Here is a 19,105-nt window from a genome sequence, read left to right as displayed (position 1 = left end):
CAACATAGGCATCACTATGTCCGGCCGATATCGCATTAATTCGCGAGATCCGGGCGCGGGTTCGGAGTTACAGTCGGCCGGTGACGTGGACCGCACCCGAGATCACCAGAACCAAGCCGCCGCTGGTCGCCGACGAGCGGACCATGCTGCAGACCTGGTTGGACCTGCACCGCCGCACCCTACTGTGGAAATGCGCCGGGCTCGAGGCCGAGCAGCTGAAGCGGCGCTGCGTCGCACCCTCGACGCTGTCGCTGCTCGGCCTGGTCCGCCACCTCGCGGAATGCGAACGCGGCTGGTTCCGCATCGCCACCCGCGGCGAACCGCTGGATTACCTGTACTGCAGCGAAGACAACCCGAATGGCGATTTCGACGATATCGCCAATGCCGATGCCGCCGCGGATCTGGCGACGCTGCACGCGGAGATCAAGTCGGCCGACGCCGCCGTCGCGGACCTATCCCTGGACCACGTCTTCACTCATCGCAGCATCGAATTCAGCCTGCGCTGGGTCTATGTGCACATGATCGAGGAATACGCGCGACACAACGGCCACGCCGACTTCCTGCGCGAACGCATCGACGGCGCGACCGGCGACTGACGTGTCAGATCTGATTCCGGCTGACCCACGCGGCGATCTGCGTCCGCGAGGTGAAGCCCAATTTGGTGAGAATGTGGTCGACGTGGCTCTCGACGGTCCGAATCGAGATCACCAACTCACTCGCGATGCCCTTGTTGCTGGCACCCGCCCCGATCAGCCGGGCGACTTCACGTTCGCGCCGAGTGAGCACATCCGCCGCAACAGTTTTCACCGGCGCAGCAGGTAGCTCGGTGCCGAGCGCGAAAGCGACCGCCTCCTCCAACCCCAGGGCCGCACCCGCATCGAAGGCGTCCCGAAACTCCTTCTCGCCCATCGCATCGCGCACCTGCAGGCGCACCTTGTCGCCGACGAATTCGGTCATCTCGTGGGCGAGCCGCTGGGTACTGCCGCGCCGCACCGTCGACGCCGCACCCATCAGTCGCGCCGCACGGTTCAGATCGCCATCGGCCGTCGCCACCCATGCGAGTCCGTCGAAACCGGACGCCGTCCACACGCACCGGTCGAACAGACTGAACAGCTCGACCGCCTTGCGTAGCTCCGCAATCGCCGCGTCCTGCTCGCCTTTGCGCCAGCGGTCGGTGCCCACCGCCCAATGCCCCAGCCCGCCCAGCAGGTGCGAGCCGTAGTCCTTGGTCTTGGCGAGGAAGCGATCCGCGATCGCGCCTGCCCGGTCGTCGTCCAACACCAGCGCACACACATACGCGAAGGCCAGACTCTCCATCTCGACGCCGTGGTGGGCGCAGGCACGCGCACGGTCCGAGACGGCCTCGGCGATATCGAGTGCCTGTCTCGGCTCGTCGTTGGCGAATGCCAGCAGCGCGGCGAGCAGTGCATGTTCGACGAGGACATCTTCGGCGTCGAGTTCGGTTGCGATGTACAGACACTCGTCCGCGAAACGGCTAGCGGTCTCCGGATCGGACAGCATGGCGGCGATCACCGAAGCGGCGGCCAGTGCGCGGGCTCGATCCTTCGTGTGATCGAGATCCTTCTCCAACGCCTCCAGGAGCCAGCGATAGCCCTCCAACAGAAAGCGGTAATGCTCCCAGAACGGTCGTAGTTCCGTCGCGAGCTCCAGTGCACGATGGGCGCTTTCCGGATCGGCGAGCGAGAACTGCAGTGCCGCACGCATATTCGGATGTTCGCGGGTGACGTCACGGAACCAGGTGACATCCTCGCTGCCCCAGTACGCGGTGCGACCCTGCGCGGCGATCCCGTGGTAGTAATCGCGATGACGCAGCCGCACCGCCCGCTCACCGCCGCGGGCGACCAATCCCGCCAACGCGAACTGACGCAACGGTTCGAGCATGGTGTAGCGCCCGGTACCGTCGCTGTTCTGCCGGTAGCCGAGCACCGACTTGTCCACCAACCCGGTCAACGCGTCCAGCAGCACATCCGGGACCACGCAGACCGCCTCCGCGGCCTCCAGATCGAAACCCCCCGCGAAGACCGACAGCTGCTCCCACAGGTGCTGTTCATCCGGCGTGCACAGGTCGTAGCTCCACCGGATCGCGGCCTCCAGGGTCTGCTGCCGCTCGGGCGCGGTGCGCAACCCCGCGGTGAGCAGCCGTATCGCATCGTCCAGGCGTGCGAGCACCTGATCCGGTGTGAACATCCGCAACCGCAATGCCGCCAGCTCGAGTGCCAGCGGTATACCGTCCAGGCGACGACAGATCGCCGCGAGCACCCCGCGATTGGCATCGGTGACCTGGAAATCGGGGTTCGCGGCGACGGCGCGATCGATCAGCAGCCGCAGCGCATCGCTGTCGACGTGCGCCGGGCGCGCCTCATCCTCCTCTACCTCCGGCACCGTGAGCGGCGGCACCGGCATGACCTGTTCCCCGGAGACTCCGAGCGACTCGCGGCTGGTCGCGAGAATCCGCACGTCGGTGGTCGTCGGAATCAGCCGGTCCACGAGTTCGGCACATGCGCCGATCAAGTGCTCGCAGTTGTCCAGGATCAACAGCAGGGTCTTGTCGGCCAGGAATTCGGTCAGGCCGACGACGGGTGAGGAGGTGTCGTCGCGCAGACCCAGCGCCTGCGCGACGCTCAACGCCACCAGATCCCCGTCGTGCACATGCGCGATCTCGACCAGCCAGACACCGTCGGGAAAGGCGCGACGCACCGTCTCCCCCACCCGCCGGCTGAGCCGGGTCTTCCCGACGCCGCCCGGCCCGGTCAGGGTGAGCAGCCGCGTACTGGACAGCAGCTTGCGCGCCGTGGCGACCTCGGCGTCACGACCTACGAAGCTCGTCACCTCAGCTGGGAGGTTCCCTGTCACGTGCCGCACCACGCTGCATACCTTTTCATGCGCGGCCGCCGTCCCGGGCATTTTGACCGAGATGTCGTATCGCTACCCCTTAGGAGACTATCGCGTTCGCGGCTCGGATGACGGCGGCCAGCGATGCGGTGAGGACCGAATCGCCGCGTCCGCAGGCCCATCCGGTCCGCGCACCGATGCGGTATTCGAGATAGGTGATCGCGGTCCCGTCATTGCCTGCTCCGATCGATTGCTGGGTCGATCCGAGCACCTCGATCGGATGACCTACCCGGGCCAGTGCCGAGGTGAGCGCCTCGATGGGACCGATATCGCGATGTTCGCTGCGCTCGGCGACACCACCGATGCTCAGCGTGACCTCGAGGTATCCGTCGGTCGTCCGCCATTCGACCAACTCGATCGACGCCGTCTCGGTGTGCAGATATGTCGCCTCGAACAGCTCGTGCAGTTCGGCGGCGGTGATCTCGAGACCGGTGTCATCGGTGCGCGCCTGCACGTGTCGCGCGAAATCGATCTGCAGTCTGCGCGGCAGTTCCAGGCCGTATTCGGACTCCAGCAGGTACGCGATCCCACCCTTGCCGGACTGGGAGTTCACCCGGATGACCGCGTCGTAGCTGCGCCCGATATCGGCCGGATCGATCGGCAGATACGGGACACGCCAATCGAGTTCGCGTTCGTCGATGCCGGTCGCGGCAGCCCGTTCGCGATGTTCGGCCATCCCCTTCTTGATCGCGTCCTGATGTGTGCCGGAGAACGCGGTGTGCACGAGATCGCCTACATACGGATGCCTTTCGTGAATCGGCAGGCGCGTGCAGTACTCGACGGTCCTGCGGATCTCGTCGATATCGGAGAAGTCGATCATCGGATCGATGCCCTGCGCATGCAGATTCAGCGCCAGGGTCGCGATATCGACATTGCCGGTGCGTTCGCCATTGCCGAAGACACAGCCCTCCACGCGCTGCGCTCCGGCGAGTACAGCCAGTTCCGCGCATGCGATACCGGTACCCCGGTCATTGTGCGGGTGCACGGACAGGATGACGCTGTCGCGGCGGGCCAGGTTCTTGTGCATGTATTCGATCTGGTCGGCGTACACATTCGGTGTCGCGACCTCCACCGTGGCAGGCAGATTCAGGATCACCGGCCGCTGCGGGGTGGCATCCCACAGGGTCGTCATGCGGTCGCAGATATCGAGTACGAATTCCGGTTCGGTCAGGTTGAACACCTCGGGCGAGAATTCGAACCGCACATTCGGCAGCTCACCGGCGAGTTCGAGGACGTCGCGGCCACCGGAAACGATCAGCTCGCGCAGTTCGTCCGTGTCCTTGCCCAGCACCACATCTCGCCATACCGGCGCGGTCGCGGTGTACATGTGGATGACGACCTCGTTGCGGATACCGCGCACCGATTCCACCGTGCGCTCGATGAGATCGCGTCGGGCCGGGGTGAATACCACGATCGTGACATCCTCCGGCGCAATATCTGTCCGCGCGATCATCCGGACGAAATCGAAATCGGTCTGCGATGCGGACGGGTAGCCGACCTCGATCTCCTTGTAGCCCATGGCAACCAGCAGTTCGAAGAACCGCTGCTTGCGCACCGGATCCATGGGTTCGGCCAGCGCCTGGTTGCCATCGCGCAGATCGACCGGCACCCACAGCGGCGCGTGGGTGAGCCGGGCATTCGGCCAACTACGTTCGGCGAGTCGTACTTCCACGCGATCGTAGACACTGCGATAGCGATGCGAGGGCATCTGCGAATGCCGCTGCCTGTTCCACGCCGAGACGGCACCGGCGGGCGTGGCAATGGTGGGGAACATGGACATGATTGCTGCTTCCTGGCCTTCGCGGCCGTCACAGAGAACGGTGACCGGCCACGACGAAACCCCACGGCGGGCGGCCGGTCGTCAGGCCCCGCCGTGGCGGCTAAGCAGAAGCATGGTGCGCATGATTGCTAGACTATACACAACTCCTCAGACAAGTAGAGAGGTTCGGATGGTCTCGCAGGTACGGCGGCATCCCCTCGCGGCGCAGGCGGCGGAACTGCTGCTCACCCGCATCCGCAATGGGGAATGGCCACTGGGACATCGCCTTCCGGGCGAAACGACCCTCGCCGCGCAACTCGGTGTCGGGCGCTCGACGCTGCGCGAGGCGATCCGCGAATTGGCGGGTAAGGGCGTGCTCGACAGCCGTCAGGGCGCGGGTGTCTTCGTGACCGCGCTGGATGTCACCGAGGACTGGGATGTGGTGCTGCGCCGCGCCACCATCGCCGCCGTCATCGAAGCCCGCATCGCGATCGAGGCCGAGGCCGCCGCCCTGGCCGCACAGCGCCGCACCCCGGCCGACCTGCGCGCTATCCGCCGGGCACTGGCCGCACGGGAGGCGCACGGCGAACCGATCGCCGACCATGTCGATGCCGATATGGCATTCCATCGCGCCGTCATCGTCGCCGCGCACAACGACGTGCTCACCCAGCTCTTCGACAGCTTTCTGCCCCGGCTACGGGTAGCCATGATCGATATGCTCAAGATCCGCCCGGTCCCCTCCGCGCCCGCCGACCACGACGCGCACATTCGACTCACGGATGCGATCGCACACCGAAATCCCAGTGCCGCAGCGGAATTCAGCCGAAAGCACCTCACCGCTCTGAAGGACGCATTCACGTGATGACCGAATGGAGATCTCCCGTGCCCGAAACCCCGGTGCTGCAACTGAGTGACGTCACCTTCCGCCGCGAAGGCAAACAGATCATCGACGGCATCTCGCTGACCGTCCACGCGGGCGAACACTGGGCGTTGCTCGGACCCAACGGCGCGGGCAAGAGCACCCTGCTCGGCTTCTGCGCCGCGGTCACCTTCCCGACCTCGGGCACCGTCGATATCCTCGGCCGGCGGATGGGCCGGGTCGATCTGGCCCCACTGCGCCACTCGATCGGGCATGTGAATCCGCGCCATCCACTGCGGTATCCGCTGACCGTCCGCGAGGTCGTACTCACCGGCATCACCGCCACCATCGACACCCCGATGCGCTGGAGGCCTACACCGGAGCATCTGCGCCGGGCGGACGCCCTGATCGATACCGTCGGCCTCAAAGGCAAGGCCGAGGAGATCTGGCCGACGCTGTCGCAGGGCGAACGCGGCCGAACCCTGATCGCGCGTGCCCTCATCGCCGCACCGCGCCTGCTGCTGTTCGACGAGCCGTCCACCGGACTCGATGTGGCGGCCCGCGAACGACTCCTCGAGACCATCGACGCACTCGGCGAAACCCATCCCGAGGTCGCCTCGATCCTGGTCACTCATCATCTGGAGGAACTGCCGAGCACCACGACCCACGCGCTGTTGATCGCCGACGGTCGCACCGTCGCCGCTGGTCGCGCCGCCGAAACGGTCACCACGGACACCGTGAGCGCGGCCTTCGACCATCCGGTGGCGGTCCGCTACGACGACGGCCGCTGGACCGCGCGGGCCGCCGTGCGGGCCTGGCCCGCGTAACAAATGTGGGTTCCGGAAGAATCTTCCGGGAGAATGTCGATTCGAGCCGATGCCGTTCGATGCGTTGAGTGAGGGTCGGACAAGCCGACCACCGAACCGAGGATGGCCAGATGCGACACATGATGCTGATCCGAGTCGATCCGACAAATGCGCCGGTTCCCGACGAGGCGCTGATCGAGCAGGTCAACAAGGTGATCGAGGAGATGACCAAGGCCGGGGTGCTGTTGGATACCGCCGGTCTGCATTCGATCACCGAGGCCACGAAGATCACCCAGACCGGTGGCAAGCAGACCGTGCTCGATGGTCCGTTCACCGAGTCGAAGGAGGTCGTCGGCGGGTACTGCCTGCTGCAGACGAAAACGAAGCAGGAGGCGGTGGAATGGACCTCGCGCTTCCTGAGCGTGCACGGGCCGGAGTGGGATATCGAGATCGAGATTCGCCAGGTCGTCGAGGGCTGACCCGATAGATGAGCCGGTCGCCCGAGCAGATCCGCGATGCCGTCGAAACCGTGTGGCGAATGGAATGGCCGCGCCTGATAGCCGGGCTGACCCGGATCGTCGGCGATATCGACGCCGCCGAGGAACTCGCACAGGACGCGCTGGTCGCCGCCCTGGAGCAGTGGCCGCACGACGGTGTGCCGCCGAATCCGGGCGGCTGGCTCATGCTCACCGCGAAACATCGGGCGATCGATCGGGTGCGCCGCAATCAGAACCTCGCGCGGAAGCTGACACTGGTCGGTCATGAACTGCGGACCGGTCCGGAGCCCGAGGCGGCCGAGGATATCGAAGACGATCTGCTGCGCATGATCTTCACGGCCTGTCATCCGGTGCTGTCGCAACCGGCCCGGGTGGCATTGACGCTCCGGTTACTCGGCGGATTGACCACCGAGGAGATCGCCCGGGCCTTCGTCGTACCGGAATCGACTGTCGCCCAACGCATTGTGCGAGCCAAACGCACCATCGCAGCCAGGCGCGTGCCCTATGCGGTACCGCACGGTGACGAGCTGACAAGGCGTTTGGATTCGGTGCTGGAGGTCGTCTACCTGATCTTCAACGAAGGCTATTCGGCGACGGCGGGCGATGATTGGATCCGGGTCGAATTGTGCGAGGACGCCCTGCGCTTGGCCCGGATGCTGGCGAGTCTGCTGCCCGACGAACCGGAAACACACGGCCTCGCCGCACTGTTGGAATTGCAGGCATCGCGCTCGGCCGCGCGGATGAACCCCACGAAAACCGTTGTCCTGCTGGCGGATCAGGAGCGTTCCCGGTGGGATCAGCTGCTGATCCGACGTGGTTTCGCCGCACTCGGCCGCTCCCATGCGGTCAGCCGCAATCGCGGGATACGGCCGGGCCGCTATGCGCTGCAAGCCGCGATCGCCACACTGCACGCCATGGCTCCGAGCGCCGAGGAGACCGACTGGCGGCGCATCGCGGGCCTGTATGCGGTTCTCGCCGAACGCTTTCCGTCGCCGATCGTCGAATTGAATCGGGCCGTCGCGGTCGGCATGGTGCACGGGCCCGCCGCGGGTCTCGAACTCGTCGACGCGCTCGTCGCCACCGGCACATTGGACAACTATCATCTGCTTCCCGCTGTCCGCGGCGACCTGCTCGATCGGCTCGGTCGGCCCGAGGAAGCGCGTGCCGAATTCGCCCGCGCGGCGGAGCTGACCGGGAACAACGCCGAACAGGCACTACTACTGGACCGCATGGCCGGATGTGAATAACCGCGTAATCGCCTCGAGCCAGCGTTCACGCGCGGCGGATGGCTTTGCGCCGGGCCCGGCTATCGCGATACCTCGGCCTCGGCCAGTTCCTTCAGCGTCAGCAACTGTTTGCGCATCATGAGCACATCGCCGAGTGCCAGCACACGGGCGATGAGCCACGGTGCGCCGCAATGCATTCGGACCGTCAGGCGGGTACCGCGTCCTTCGGGTCGTACCGCGTAGGTGACGCAGACCTTGCCGGAGACCAGGGTGATATGGCGGCACAGCACGAAGGAGACGAGGGTGAACGCGGACATGAACCGCTGTCCCACCTCGAGTTCGGTGAGCGCCGGATCGCGGTGGCGTGGGCTGCGCCTGCCGAAGTTGTCGAGCAGGTCGTAGCTGTACGGCGCGACCCGCAATTGGCACAGCCAGCCATAGACCACGCTGGGTGGCGCGTCGATGCTGATGGCCCGATCCGCCTGCACCCCACCGGGTTGCACCTCGTCACAGGGCAGGGGGAGTTCGCATTCGGCTTCGGTGGCACCCCAGACCAACCCCGGGATCATGCCGCGGCCGCGATTCGGCGAAGCATATCGCGCACTACGATCTTGTGGCCGCCGGTGCCGATGACCAACGCGCGGTAGATCTTTCCGTGCAGACCGGGGAATTCGGCCCAGCTCTGTGCTCGCACCAATGTTCGGCTCGGCCCTTGCTCGTCGAGTTCGAAGACCAGCGCATAGCGCGCGAACCAGTGCCGCCCCCGCAGTGCCAGCCGAGCGGGCTCGTCGGCCGCGTCGAGCACGAACCCGGTCGGCGCCTTCGACGGATCGTTCGGATCCTTGCAGACAACTTTCAGCAAGGCTTTCCACGCCCGAGCGCGATTCGCGTCCACCGATCTGGCATGCTCATCTATGTAGGGCAATCGCTCCATATAGAAGGAACGTACTAGTACATGGCGCCTCCCCGCAAGCACGACACCGACGTGATCCTCGACGCAGCGCGCACCCTCGTGCTCACCGACGGTCCCCGCGCCGCCAGCGTCGCGGCGATCGCGGCGGCCAGTGGTGCGCCCGTCGGCACGCTCTATCACCGTTTCGGCAACCGCAACGGTGTGCTGACCGCGGCGTGGCTGCGTGCGCTCGAACGCTTCCAGGACCGAGTCAAGGCCGCCGCGGCCGAACCGGACCCGGTCGAGGCCGGTGTCGCGATGGCCGTGGCGAGCATTCACTTCGCTCGCGAATTACCAGATGACGCAAAGCTTTTGCTGAACCTGCGTCCCAGCGATCTGCTCGACGGCGGACCGGATGCGGAGTTCCGTGCCCGGCTCGACCAGATGAACGCACCGCTCATCGACCATCTGCGCAGCATCGCCGTCGCCCGCTTCGGCCGCGACGGCGACCGCGAAATCGACGCCGTCAGCCGCGCCGTAGTCGACCTCCCCTACGCCGCCCTGCGCCGCCACGCCCAGGCCCCCGCCCTCCCCGCGTGGCTCGAAGCCGACCTCACCGCCGCCGCCCGCGCCCTGCTCGAGTCCTACCACCCTTGACACCGCGCCTGTTGGCAAAGCCGCAATGGGTTCACTCCCCGGCAACGATTTCGGGGGTGAGCTTGTCGAGGGTGTCGATCACCTCGGCAGCCAGGGCTAGGGCGTCCGGTGCGGGTGGGTATTCCGGGCGTGGGGCCGCGATAACGCGCATACCCGCGGCATGTGCCGCCCGCAGTCCGTTGCTCGAATCCTCGACGGCCGCGCATTCGGTGGACTTGTGCCGCATGAAGGCGGCCGTCGCCACGTACACATCGGGGGCGGGCTTACCTCGATCGACCTCCTCGGTCGAGAAGGTGACGCCGAAGAATTCGATCAGCCCGGTGCGGCCGAGCACGGTGTCGATCAGGCTCCGCGGCGACGAACTGGCCACCGCGAGCGGCCAGTGTTCGCTGATGCGCTGCACCGCCTCGACGGCCCCCGGCAGCAGCGGCACCGATTGCTCGTACTGCTGCGCCATGCGATCGATCACATCATTGGCCACGGTATCCGGCGGCGCACCGACTCCGAGTTCACCGCTGAGATAGTCCGACCACTCCCCCGTACTCATGCCCATCAGCCGCTGCTGCGTATCGGGTAGCCAGCGCCCGCCCTTCTCTGCCACATACGCGCGGCGCACCTGCTCCCACACCGGCTCCGAGTCGATCAGAACGCCGTCCATATCGAAGACAACAGCAGCAATGTGCATATGGGACAAAGCCTTTCGCCGGGCAACACCGTTCGGCGACGACCCGATGGCCGACCCATCGACCCGCCCCGCGGTGGGGGTTTCGGAAGACCTGATGAGGAACGAGTACCCACACTAGGCCAGCCAACCCTGCCCTCGCATCCCACCACCATTTCGCCGCCCCATTCGGCGGCTTCGCCCGATTCCAGCACATCGCGCAGCCCCGCCGAACGAGCATTCGACCGGCAACCGATAACGTGTTCTTATGAACGAAGAGCAGGTCGGCAACTCGCTGCCGAGCGAGGAGCACCACGAGGGCGGGTTCCGGCCGATGTCGGAGCTGATCGACGCCCAGCTGGACGACCTCGATATTTCGCGCGGCGGCCCGCACTACGGCGCATTCATCGAAGAGGTGCGCAATCTGATGGATCGGGCCCGGCTGGCATGTCCGACCGATGAGCTCGCGCTGGAGACGATCGGCGTCCTCAAACAGCTCAACGACAAGCTGGACGCCGCGATCGTCGACGAATGGTCCGCACCGACTTGGACCCGGGCCGACCTGCCCTCCCGCGGCAATATCACCCTCCCACCGTTCGTCGTCGACAAGGCGAGCCGCGACGGCGTCGATGCCCGCATCACCTTCCGCACCTTCCACCTGGGCGGCAATAAGGCCGCCCACGGCGGACAGGTCGCGGTCGCTTTCGACGATCTGCTCGGTATGGCCGCGGCAATGCACGCGGGCGAGGTGACGCGCACGGCATCGCTGACCGTCGACTACCGCTCCATCACCCCGCTCAACACCGAACTGCGGGTGCATGCGTGGACTGAACGGCAGGAGGGCCGCAAGGTCTACGTGCGGGCCACCCTGCACGACGGCGAACGCCTCTGCGCCGAGGCACAGGGGCTGTTCATCGTGCTCAAACCGGGGCAGCAGTGAGAACCGAGATCAGGTGATTGCACCTGATCTCGGATGCCCCTAGCTCGTCGGGAAGTGTTTGTTGCGGTATTCGGCGAAGCGATCGTCGACCTGATCCGCAGTGAGGCCGAAGTCCTCTAGCGTGTAGCGATGTACCGGACGGGCCGCGCCCGAGGTGCTTTCCGCATGCAGCGCCGTCATCGCCGCTTCGGCCTCGGAGCTCAGGGCGATATCGAAGTGCCGGTAGATCGATCCGACGGTGCCGATCGGGTCGGCGACGAAATCGTCGTAGTACACATCGCAGAACTGAGCGGCGTTGTGCCGCTTGCGATCCGCGAGGAACTTATCCGCTCCCCTGGCCCACAGATCCAACTGCGCGGTACCGACGACCGGACCGCGGAACTTCTCCGACCACCCCGCCGAGGCCTGCTCGTTGAGACTGCACACCGAGGCGATGATGGTGCGCGGATCCCGGTGCATCTGGATCACCAGCGCATCCGGATACACCTCGAAGATCGCGTCCAGCGCGAACAGATGGCTGGGGTTCTTCAAGACCCACCGCCGGTCGGCATCGGGCATGCCGATCAACTGCAGGTTGCGCCGATGCCTGCGATAGGTATCGGTCCAATCCTGTTCGCGCAACCATTCGGAATAGCCGGGCAGATAGCCGAGGCATTCGTAGGACACCGACATCAACGACTGCCGCAGCAGCTGCCAGCACTCCTCCACCTGGTCCGCCGAAATATGGTGCACGCCCATGAATTCCGGATGCTCCACATGATGCTGCTCGAAGGCCGCCTCGATCCGCTGGTACACCGGATTGTCCGCCCAGGTCTCGCGCGGCGGCCGCGGCTGCGGCATCTCGGTGAGCCACATTTCCAGGCCCTGATGCGCCGGATCCGCGTTGAGCAGCCGATGCACCGCCGTCGTACCCGAACGCGGCAGCCCGGTCACGAAGATCGGGCGCTCGATCGCGACCTCGGCATGTTCGGGAAAGCGTTGCCACGCGGCCTCACTCAGCAGCCGCGCGATCAGCGCACCGCGTAGGAAGGCCCGATTCACTTTATTGCCGAAGGGCGTCAGCTCGGCTTCCTTGGCATAGGACTCGAGCAGCACTGCCAGCCCCTCGCGGTAGCCGTCATCGCCGAAATCGGTCAATCCGACGACCTTGGTCGCCGAGGCGTGCAGATCGTCGATGGTGCCGACGTCGTCTCTGCCGATCACAGTCATCTCCTAGTGGTGGTATTCGCCGCCGTTGACATCCAGGCAGGCGCCGGTAATCGCCCGCGCCAGATGCGAGGCGAAAAAGACCACGGCGTCGGCGATCTCATCGGGTTCGGGAAGCTTGCGCAGATCGATCGTCTTGGCGGTTTCGGCGTACACCTCTTCGGGGGTGATCCCGCGCTGCTTGGCCTGATAGTTGAAGTACCACTTCAAGTTGTCGGCCCAGATATAGCCGGGCGCGATGGTATTCACCCGAATGCCCTTCGGCCCGAGTTCGGTGGCCAGGCTCTGCGCCAGCGCGAGCAGACTCGCCTTGGCCATCTTGTAGGGCCCGAAGGTGCGCCGCGAATGCCGCAGCACCGCCGAATTGATCATTACCACCGAGCCCTTGGACTCGGTGAGCGCGGGCACGAACAGACGCGTCAGCCGCAGTGCGGCGAGCACATTCGTCTCGAAACCGGCGCGCACATCATCGAGATCGACATCGGCCAGATCGGTGATCGGCGGAATCGCGAAGGCATTGTTCACCAGGGTGTCGACATGGCCGAAGGCGCTCTGTGCCGTCTCGACCAGATTCGTCACGGCCGCTTCATCATTGATATCGGTCGGCACCACCACCGCGCGCCTGCCGAGTTCGGTGATCTCCTTGGCCACCTCGGTCAGCCGCGATTCGGTCCGCGAGGCCAGCACCACATCGGCACCGGCGCGCGCACTCTGCACCGCGATGGCCCGGCCGAGCCCCGGACCGACTCCGGAGACAACAACTACTTTGTCCTGCAACAACATCAGCCGAGCATCCTTTCCGCCACGGCAACCTGACGCGCCGCGATCCGGGCCTTCCATCCTTCTGGCGTGACCCGAGCTTCCTGGTAGTACGGCAGCCGCTCAGGCAATTCGGCGACCGATACCACCTCCACCCTCGGCCCGTCCTCGGGCTTCAGATCCCGCGACAGCTGTTGCCAGCGGAACTGCAGGTACCCGCGCGCATGGCCGGTGCGCTCGATCCAGTTGGTCAATCCGGGGTCGCGCTCGCTGATGACCAGCCGGATCATCCCGTCCGGATCCACGCGCGCTTGGTCGGCGGTGAGGCTGGTCTGGTGGTTGATGTAGTCCAGCGACAGGTACCACATGCTGCCGAGTTGGAAGCCCTGGTATGGCGCATCCGATTTCGGCACGGTGAGGATCATCGCTTGATCGTCGTCGAGTTCGTAATGACCGACGGAGGAGAACTGGGTGGTGAGCCCACCTGGAGTGGAGCGCGGTTCGGTCATCGTGTTGACCGGGAGGTTGAGATAGAACCACTTCGGGAACGCCAGGAAGGTATTCAGCCGCGAGACCAGCATTTTCCCGGCGATGTCGTACCGCTTGCTCATCAGGTCCCTGGTCGGCGGCGGCGGTGCGTCGCCGATCCGGTCCACCCGCTGGATGCGGATCGTGCCGGACTTCTCGGTGGCCCAGTCGCTGTGTACCTCACGCACCACGAGCATGGCGGAGTCGGGCGCGAGATGAACATAGCCGCGGCGCGCCTCGCCGGGACCGAGCCGGAGCTCGTAGGACCCGTCGGCCGCAATATCGAGGGCGCGGGCGTCGAAGGCGGTCTCGCTGTCGGGGACATCCACCGGCGAGTAGTTGCCGTTGAGTACCTGGAAGCTGAGGTCACGAGTGGTACCGCGGGTTCCGGTCACCACATACTCGGCGTCGGGGCGCAGATACGAATGGAAGTAGAGGGTGTCCGGGTTGTCCAGACCCATCTTCGTATACGGGCCGGTGGACATGACGAAGAACGGAAAGTCCCGCTCGAAGGCCCACGCCATCTGGATGGAGGCGCGAATACTGCCCGCGAGGTAGTCGTAGCCCTCGACGAGGTCCTGTTCGGTTCGAATATGCGGTGCGCCGGTGATGATTTCCTCGGCGGCGGCGATGGCTTCCGCGAACGGCTGTGTCAGCAAGAGGCTTCTCCGAAGTAGCTGTTCCAAATATGTACCGCTCTGGTACATTTCGATATGAGCAAGATTAGAACCTGTTCTAGGAGTTGTCCATGGTTGCCCGCAGATCCGCCCCGACCGCACGGGTGGTCCAAGTGCTGGATTTCTTCGTCGAGCGGCGCGGCAAACGCTTCGGACTCTCCGAACTGGCCCGCGAGCTCGACCTGGCCAAACCGACCTGCCTGGGCATCCTCACCGAACTGACCGCGGGCGGCTATCTCATGCGCGACGCGAACACCCGCACCTACGGCCTCGGACCTGCGCTTATCGCCGCGGGCCGGGTCGCGCAGGACAGCTTCGCCATCGCCTCCATCGCGCGCGCCGAGCTGGAGAAACTCACCGCGCTCTACCGCACCACCTGCACCGCATCGGCCGTAGTCGGCGAGCAGATCATGGTGCTGGAGAGCACCGGTCCGGGCCTGGTCAAGGTGGGTGCGGCCTACCATTTCGCACCGCCGGTGGGTCTGATGTACGTGCTCTGGGATACCGACGCGGCCTTCGACGCCTGGTTGCGCAAGCCGCCGACGGTGCCGCTGCGCCAGGACGAGGCCCGGCTGCGCCGGATCGTCGCGGAGTGCCGCGAGCGCGGCTACCTGGTCGAAAGCCTGACCGCGGCCGGGCGGCGACTGTACGCTTTGCTCGCCGGGGTCGCGGCCAGCGACCTGCCCAATGAGGTGCGCGAACTCGTCGGCGAACTGGTGACCAGCCTCGGCGAGCGGGTCTATCTCGGCACCGATCTGCGCCCGCGCAAGGAACATCCGGTCAGCCTGCTCGCCGCGCCCACCTACGGCAGCGACAGCAGGCAGAACATGGTGCTGACGATGTACGTCGGAACCTCCATCACCGGTGCCGAGATCGACCGCCGCGGAACCGCACTCGTGGCGGCCGCGGATCGGGTGACCGCCGAGTCCGGGGGTCACAAGCCGGATTCGAACCATTGACCAATGACCGAAACGTGTTCTAGTTTTGGGGCGTGAGCCAGTACGCGAAGTCGACGGCGAGCACCTACGAGCTGCCTCATCTGGACGCGCTCGAGGCCGAGTCGGCACATATATTCCGGGAAGTCGCCGCCACCTTCGAACGGCCGGTGCTGCTGTTCTCCGGCGGCAAGGATTCGGTGGTCATGCTGCACCTGGCGGCCAAGGCCTTCTGGCCGGCGCCGCTGCCGTTCCCGGTGCTGCATATCGATACCGGACACAATTTCGACGAGGTCATCGAATACCGCGACCGCACGGTCGAGCGGCTCGGACTGCGACTGGTGGTCGGTAGCGTGCAGGACGATATCGACGCGGGCCGGGTGAAGGAGGAGAGCGGACCACGCGCCTCCCGAAACCGCTTGCAGACAGCCACATTGCTGCGTTCGATCCGGGAGGGCGGATATGACGCGGTATTCGGCGGTGCGCGCCGGGACGAGGAGAAGGCGCGCGCCAAGGAGCGCGTATTCAGCTTCCGTGACGAATACGGGCAGTGGGATCCGCGCAATCAGCGACCGGAGCTGTGGAATCTCTACAACGGCCGGCACAGCAAGGGCGAACACATACGAGTGTTCCCGCTGTCCAATTGGACCGAGCTCGATATCTGGCATTACATCGCCGCCGAGGACATCGAGCTGCCGCCGCTGTACTATGCGCACCGCCGAAAGGTGGTGCAACGCGACGGAATGTTGTTGGCGCACACACGATTTCTCACCCTGCTCGATGGTGAGCAGCCGTATGAAAGTACGGTGCGATTCCGGACGGTCGGCGATGCGACCTGCACCGGCTGTGTCGAATCGACCGCGGCGACCCCCGCGGACGTGGTCACCGAAGTCGCCGCCACCCGAATCACCGAGCGCGGCGCCACCCGCGCCGACGACCGTATTTCCGAGGCAGGCATGGAAGACCGCAAGCGGGAAGGTTACTTCTGATGACGACCACCACCCTGTTGCGCCTGGCCACCGCCGGCAGCGTCGACGACGGTAAATCGACACTGATCGGCCGTCTGCTGTTCGACTCCAAGACGATCTTCACCGATCAGCTCGCCGCGGTGGAGCGCACCAGCAAGGCGCGCGGCGACGACTATCCGGATCTGGCGCTGCTCACCGACGGCCTGCGCGCCGAACGCGAACAGGGCATCACCATCGATGTGGCGCACCGCTACTTCGCCACGCCCCGACGCAAATTCATCATCGCCGACACCCCCGGCCACATCCAGTACACCCGCAATATGGTCACCGGCGCCTCCACCGCCGATCTCGCACTGATCCTGGTGGACGCACGCAAGGGCATTGTGGAACAGACACGGCGGCACGCCTTCCTGGCCAGCCTGCTCGGCATCCCGCACCTGGTGCTGTGTGTGAACAAGATGGATCTGGCCGGATGGTCGCAGGACCGGTTCGAGGAAATCAAGGAGGAATTCGTCGGCTTCGCCACGAAACTCGATGTCGCCGATCTGTCCTTCATCCCGATGTCGGCGCTGCACGGTGACAATATCGTGCACCGTGGCGCGAGCATGCCGTGGTACGAGGGCTCGCCCCTGCTGCACCACCTCGAGGAGGTGCATATCGCCTCCGACCGCAATCTGATCGACGCGCGGTTCCCGGTGCAATATGTAACCCGCAGGCACGCAGAGGATTTCCGTGGTTACGCCGGTACCGTATCCGGTGGAGTTTTCAAGCCTGGCGACGAGGTCGCGGCGCTGCCTTCGGGATTCACCACCACGGTCGAGGCGATCTGGGGTCCGGGCGGTACGCCGATCGCGGAAGCCTTTCCGCCGCAGGCCGTTACCATCCAACTGGCCGACCACCTCGATGTCTCCCGTGGCGATCTGATCTGCCGCCCCGCCAACCGGCCCCATGTCGGACGCGATCTGGACGCGATGGTGTGCTGGTTCGCCGAGGATTCCGAACTCACCCCCGGCGCCACCTACACCATCCGGCACACCACCCGCACCGCGACCGCCGAGGTGCGCACCCTGGACTACCGCCTCGACGTCAATACCCTGCACCGCGACGACAGCGCGAATTCGTTGTCGCTCAACGAAATCGGACGCATCCAGCTGCGCACCCGCCAGCCCCTGCTGTTCGATCCGTACCGCCGCAACCGCACCACCGGCAGCTTCATCCTCGTCGACGACACCACCAACAACACCGTCGCCGCGGGCATGATCACCGGACCGACCCTGCCCTCCTCTCGTGTCGTCTGGCATTCGACCGCCGTCGGCCGCGACGAGCGTCCGACAGCGGGAATGACCGTCTGGCTGACCGGGCTGTCCGGCTCCGGAAAGTCTTCTGTCGCAGTGGAACTGGAGCGCCGCCTGGTCGCGGCGGGCCGCCCGGCCTTCCTGCTCGACGGTGACAATCTGCGCCACGGCCTCAATGCCGACCTCGGCTTCGGCGCCGCCGACCGCGTCGAAAATATCCGCCGCGTGGGCGAAGTCGCGCGGCTGTTCGCCGAAGCCGGTGTGGTCGCGGTGGTTTCCCTGATCAGTCCCTACGCCGCCGATCGCAACAAGGTTCGCGCCGTGCACGAGGCCGCAGGCATCCCCTTCGTCGAAATCTTCGTGGATACGCCACTGGAGATATGCGAAGCCCGCGACCCCAAGGGCATGTACGCGAAGGCCCGTGCCGGTGAGATCCGCGGTTTCACCGGCATCGACGATCCCTATGAGGCACCCACCCGAGCCGAGCTGGTGCTGCGCCCCGAGGACGGCGATCCGGCGGCCATGGCCGCGGCCATCCTCGCCGAGCTGGCGGATCTGGACTGATCGGTCAGGAATTCGCTCGCAGCGCGGCACCGAACCAGTCGAATACCGGTCCCAAAGTAGGCGGGACGGGCCAACCGTTGATGATCGAGAGGAGTTGCCAATAGCGTTCGGCGCGTGGGTCTCCCGCGACGTCGAGACGGATCAGCAGCCAGTTCCGTAGCTCGGCGTCATCGGGGCGGTCGAACGTCGTCGCGTATGCGGCGGTCAGCTCGTCGACAATGGGTTGGGCCGCATGCGACGACGGTGCGGTGCCGGCTGCGAGCGCCCGGCCGACTCGTTCGCGCACGAGTTCGGTCAGCTCGTGGTGCAGGCCGGTGGTATCGCCTTCGGAGCGCTGCGCGGCCTGGTATTCCGCCATGCGACGCACCGACGCGCGGAAATCCGGATCTCGGGTGAGTTCGGCGAGTTCCACCCAGGCCTGCACCTGGGCCGGTTCGGGGTCGTCGGGCAGTTCCGGCATCGCCGAGCGGATGAGATCGACGAATTCCGGGTTGGCATCGGTGCCGCCGAAGGTGTGTTCGACGAATTCGGTAATGAGGCGGCGCTTTTCGGCGTCGGAGAGTGCGACGAGTTTGTGCATGAGTTCCATCTCCTCGGGGGTCGAGCCACGCTCGGCTATCGCTCGTAACACCGTGCGCCGCACCCGCAGTGTGCTGATCTGAAACTCCAGCGCATCGGCATGTGCGGCCGCGACCTCGGGCACCGTCAGTGTGCGGTCGAGCACCAGTCGGATGGCGGGCAGATCGATGCCGAGTTCGCGCAGGGTGCGCACCAGTTGCAGGCGGGCGAGCGCATCGTCGTCGTAGAGCCGGTAACCGGCGGGGCTGTGGCTGGCCGGCGGCACGACACCAGTGTCGGCGTAGAACCGGATAGTCTTGACCGAGAGACCGGTCCGTTCGGCCATCGTGCCGATCGGATAAAGCGTGTCGCCGTCCATACCCCTACCCTCCTGTCTCCCCTTGG

19 protein-coding genes are annotated in these 19,105 nt (G+C 65.7%); 10 read left to right on the top strand and 9 right to left on the bottom strand.

The genetic code is table 11. The features are described 5' to 3' along the window. The first annotated feature begins 80 nt into the window (after nucleotides 1-80). Nucleotides 81-596: a DinB family protein gene (locus ACFYOW_RS27340; RefSeq protein ID WP_387292556.1), complete on the top strand. Its 516-nt coding sequence runs from the start codon at nucleotides 81-83 to the stop codon at nucleotides 594-596. Between the two features lie 4 nt (nucleotides 597-600). Here ACFYOW_RS27340 and ACFYOW_RS27335 read toward each other — a convergent pair whose 3' ends face one another. Both ACFYOW_RS27335 and ACFYOW_RS27330 read right to left on the bottom strand, forming a co-directional pair. Further along, a complete protein-coding gene (locus tag ACFYOW_RS27335) occupies nucleotides 601-2,874 on the bottom strand; it encodes an ATP-binding protein (RefSeq protein WP_387292554.1) in 2,274 nt (757 codons plus the stop codon). A gap of 79 nt (nucleotides 2,875-2,953) precedes the next feature. Continuing rightward, complete coding sequence (locus ACFYOW_RS27330) at nucleotides 2,954-4,621, bottom strand: 2-isopropylmalate synthase (protein WP_387293212.1); 1,668 nt, start codon at nucleotides 4,619-4,621, stop codon at nucleotides 2,954-2,956. Between the two features lie 241 nt (nucleotides 4,622-4,862). Here ACFYOW_RS27330 and ACFYOW_RS27325 point away from each other — a divergent pair, with 241 nt between their 5' ends. The 4 genes from ACFYOW_RS27325 (at nucleotide 4,863) to ACFYOW_RS27310 (ending at nucleotide 8,081) form a co-directional block, all read left to right on the top strand. After that, entirely contained in the window at nucleotides 4,863-5,534 is a 672-nt protein-coding gene (locus ACFYOW_RS27325) for a FadR/GntR family transcriptional regulator (protein WP_387292552.1), read from the top strand. 20 nt (nucleotides 5,535-5,554) lie between these two features. Further along, entirely contained in the window at nucleotides 5,555-6,358 is an 804-nt protein-coding gene (locus ACFYOW_RS27320; protein ID WP_387292550.1) for an ABC transporter ATP-binding protein, read from the top strand. 110 nt (nucleotides 6,359-6,468) lie between these two features. Next, the gene (locus ACFYOW_RS27315; RefSeq protein ID WP_387292548.1) at nucleotides 6,469-6,816 is read left to right on the top strand and encodes a YciI family protein; all 348 of its coding nucleotides are present in this window, start codon (nucleotides 6,469-6,471) and stop codon (nucleotides 6,814-6,816) included. 8 nt (nucleotides 6,817-6,824) lie between these two features. Next, complete coding sequence (locus ACFYOW_RS27310; protein ID WP_387292546.1) at nucleotides 6,825-8,081, top strand: RNA polymerase sigma factor; 1,257 nt, start codon at nucleotides 6,825-6,827, stop codon at nucleotides 8,079-8,081. 59 nt (nucleotides 8,082-8,140) lie between these two features. Here the strand turns inward: ACFYOW_RS27310 and ACFYOW_RS27305 are convergent, their stop codons facing one another. Further along, nucleotides 8,141-8,629 (bottom strand): hypothetical protein, encoded by a 489-nt coding sequence (locus tag ACFYOW_RS27305; RefSeq protein ID WP_387292544.1) that lies wholly within the window; start codon nucleotides 8,627-8,629, stop codon nucleotides 8,141-8,143. Then, nucleotides 8,626-8,994, bottom strand: coding sequence for a hypothetical protein (locus ACFYOW_RS27300; RefSeq protein WP_387292542.1), 369 nt, complete (start codon nucleotides 8,992-8,994; stop codon nucleotides 8,626-8,628). Before ACFYOW_RS27300 ends, ACFYOW_RS27305 begins: the two co-directional genes overlap by 4 nt. Before the next feature lie 21 nt (nucleotides 8,995-9,015). Between ACFYOW_RS27300 and ACFYOW_RS27295 the strand changes: the two genes are divergently transcribed. Beyond that, complete coding sequence (locus ACFYOW_RS27295) at nucleotides 9,016-9,609, top strand: TetR/AcrR family transcriptional regulator (protein WP_387292540.1); 594 nt, start codon at nucleotides 9,016-9,018, stop codon at nucleotides 9,607-9,609. Between the two features lie 31 nt (nucleotides 9,610-9,640). Here ACFYOW_RS27295 and ACFYOW_RS27290 read toward each other — a convergent pair whose 3' ends face one another. Then, nucleotides 9,641-10,294 (bottom strand): HAD family hydrolase, encoded by a 654-nt coding sequence (locus ACFYOW_RS27290; protein WP_387292538.1) that lies wholly within the window; start codon nucleotides 10,292-10,294, stop codon nucleotides 9,641-9,643. A gap of 244 nt (nucleotides 10,295-10,538) precedes the next feature. Between ACFYOW_RS27290 and ACFYOW_RS27285 the strand changes: the two genes are divergently transcribed. After that, on the top strand, nucleotides 10,539-11,210 hold the full coding sequence (locus ACFYOW_RS27285) for a PaaI family thioesterase (protein WP_387292536.1): 672 nt from the start codon (nucleotides 10,539-10,541) through the stop codon (nucleotides 11,208-11,210). Between the two features lie 39 nt (nucleotides 11,211-11,249). Here the strand turns inward: ACFYOW_RS27285 and ACFYOW_RS27280 are convergent, their stop codons facing one another. From ACFYOW_RS27280 to ACFYOW_RS27270, 3 genes are read right to left on the bottom strand one after another with little or no spacing between them, the layout of a single operon-like run. Next, the gene (locus ACFYOW_RS27280; protein ID WP_387292534.1) at nucleotides 11,250-12,413 is read right to left on the bottom strand and encodes a sulfotransferase family protein; all 1,164 of its coding nucleotides are present in this window, start codon (nucleotides 12,411-12,413) and stop codon (nucleotides 11,250-11,252) included. 9 nt (nucleotides 12,414-12,422) lie between these two features. Further along, nucleotides 12,423-13,199 (bottom strand): SDR family oxidoreductase, encoded by a 777-nt coding sequence (locus ACFYOW_RS27275; RefSeq protein ID WP_327098234.1) that lies wholly within the window; start codon nucleotides 13,197-13,199, stop codon nucleotides 12,423-12,425. Further along, complete coding sequence (locus ACFYOW_RS27270) at nucleotides 13,199-14,362, bottom strand: hypothetical protein (protein ID WP_387292532.1); 1,164 nt, start codon at nucleotides 14,360-14,362, stop codon at nucleotides 13,199-13,201. Before ACFYOW_RS27270 ends, ACFYOW_RS27275 begins: the two co-directional genes overlap by 1 nt. A gap of 89 nt (nucleotides 14,363-14,451) precedes the next feature. On the opposite strand from ACFYOW_RS27270, the gene ACFYOW_RS27265 reads away from it, so the two are divergent. The 3 genes from ACFYOW_RS27265 to cysC are packed head-to-tail and all read left to right on the top strand — an operon-like array spanning nucleotide 14,452 to nucleotide 18,142. After that, nucleotides 14,452-15,339, top strand: a complete 888-nt coding sequence (locus tag ACFYOW_RS27265; protein WP_387292530.1) for a helix-turn-helix domain-containing protein — start codon at nucleotides 14,452-14,454, stop codon at nucleotides 15,337-15,339. Nucleotides 15,340-15,371: 32 nt separating this feature from the next. Then, entirely contained in the window at nucleotides 15,372-16,304 is a 933-nt protein-coding gene (cysD, locus tag ACFYOW_RS27260; protein WP_387292529.1) for a sulfate adenylyltransferase subunit CysD, read from the top strand. Continuing rightward, nucleotides 16,304-18,142 carry an adenylyl-sulfate kinase gene (gene cysC, locus ACFYOW_RS27255; RefSeq protein ID WP_387292527.1) on the top strand — a complete coding sequence of 613 codons (1,839 nt, stop codon included), beginning with the start codon at nucleotides 16,304-16,306 and terminating at the stop codon, nucleotides 18,140-18,142. Before cysD ends, cysC begins: the two co-directional genes overlap by 1 nt. 4 nt (nucleotides 18,143-18,146) lie before the next feature. Here the strand turns inward: cysC and ACFYOW_RS27250 are convergent, their stop codons facing one another. Beyond that, entirely contained in the window at nucleotides 18,147-19,079 is a 933-nt protein-coding gene (locus ACFYOW_RS27250; protein ID WP_387292526.1) for a MerR family transcriptional regulator, read from the bottom strand. Between the last annotated feature and the right edge of the window lie 26 nt (nucleotides 19,080-19,105).

Source organism: Nocardia sp. NPDC006982 (genome assembly GCF_042869435.1).
In the GTDB taxonomy this organism is placed as follows: domain Bacteria; phylum Actinomycetota; class Actinomycetes; order Mycobacteriales; family Mycobacteriaceae; genus Nocardia.
Note: the sequence above shows the minus strand (reverse complement) of the source record. Positions and strands in the feature narration are given on the sequence as shown.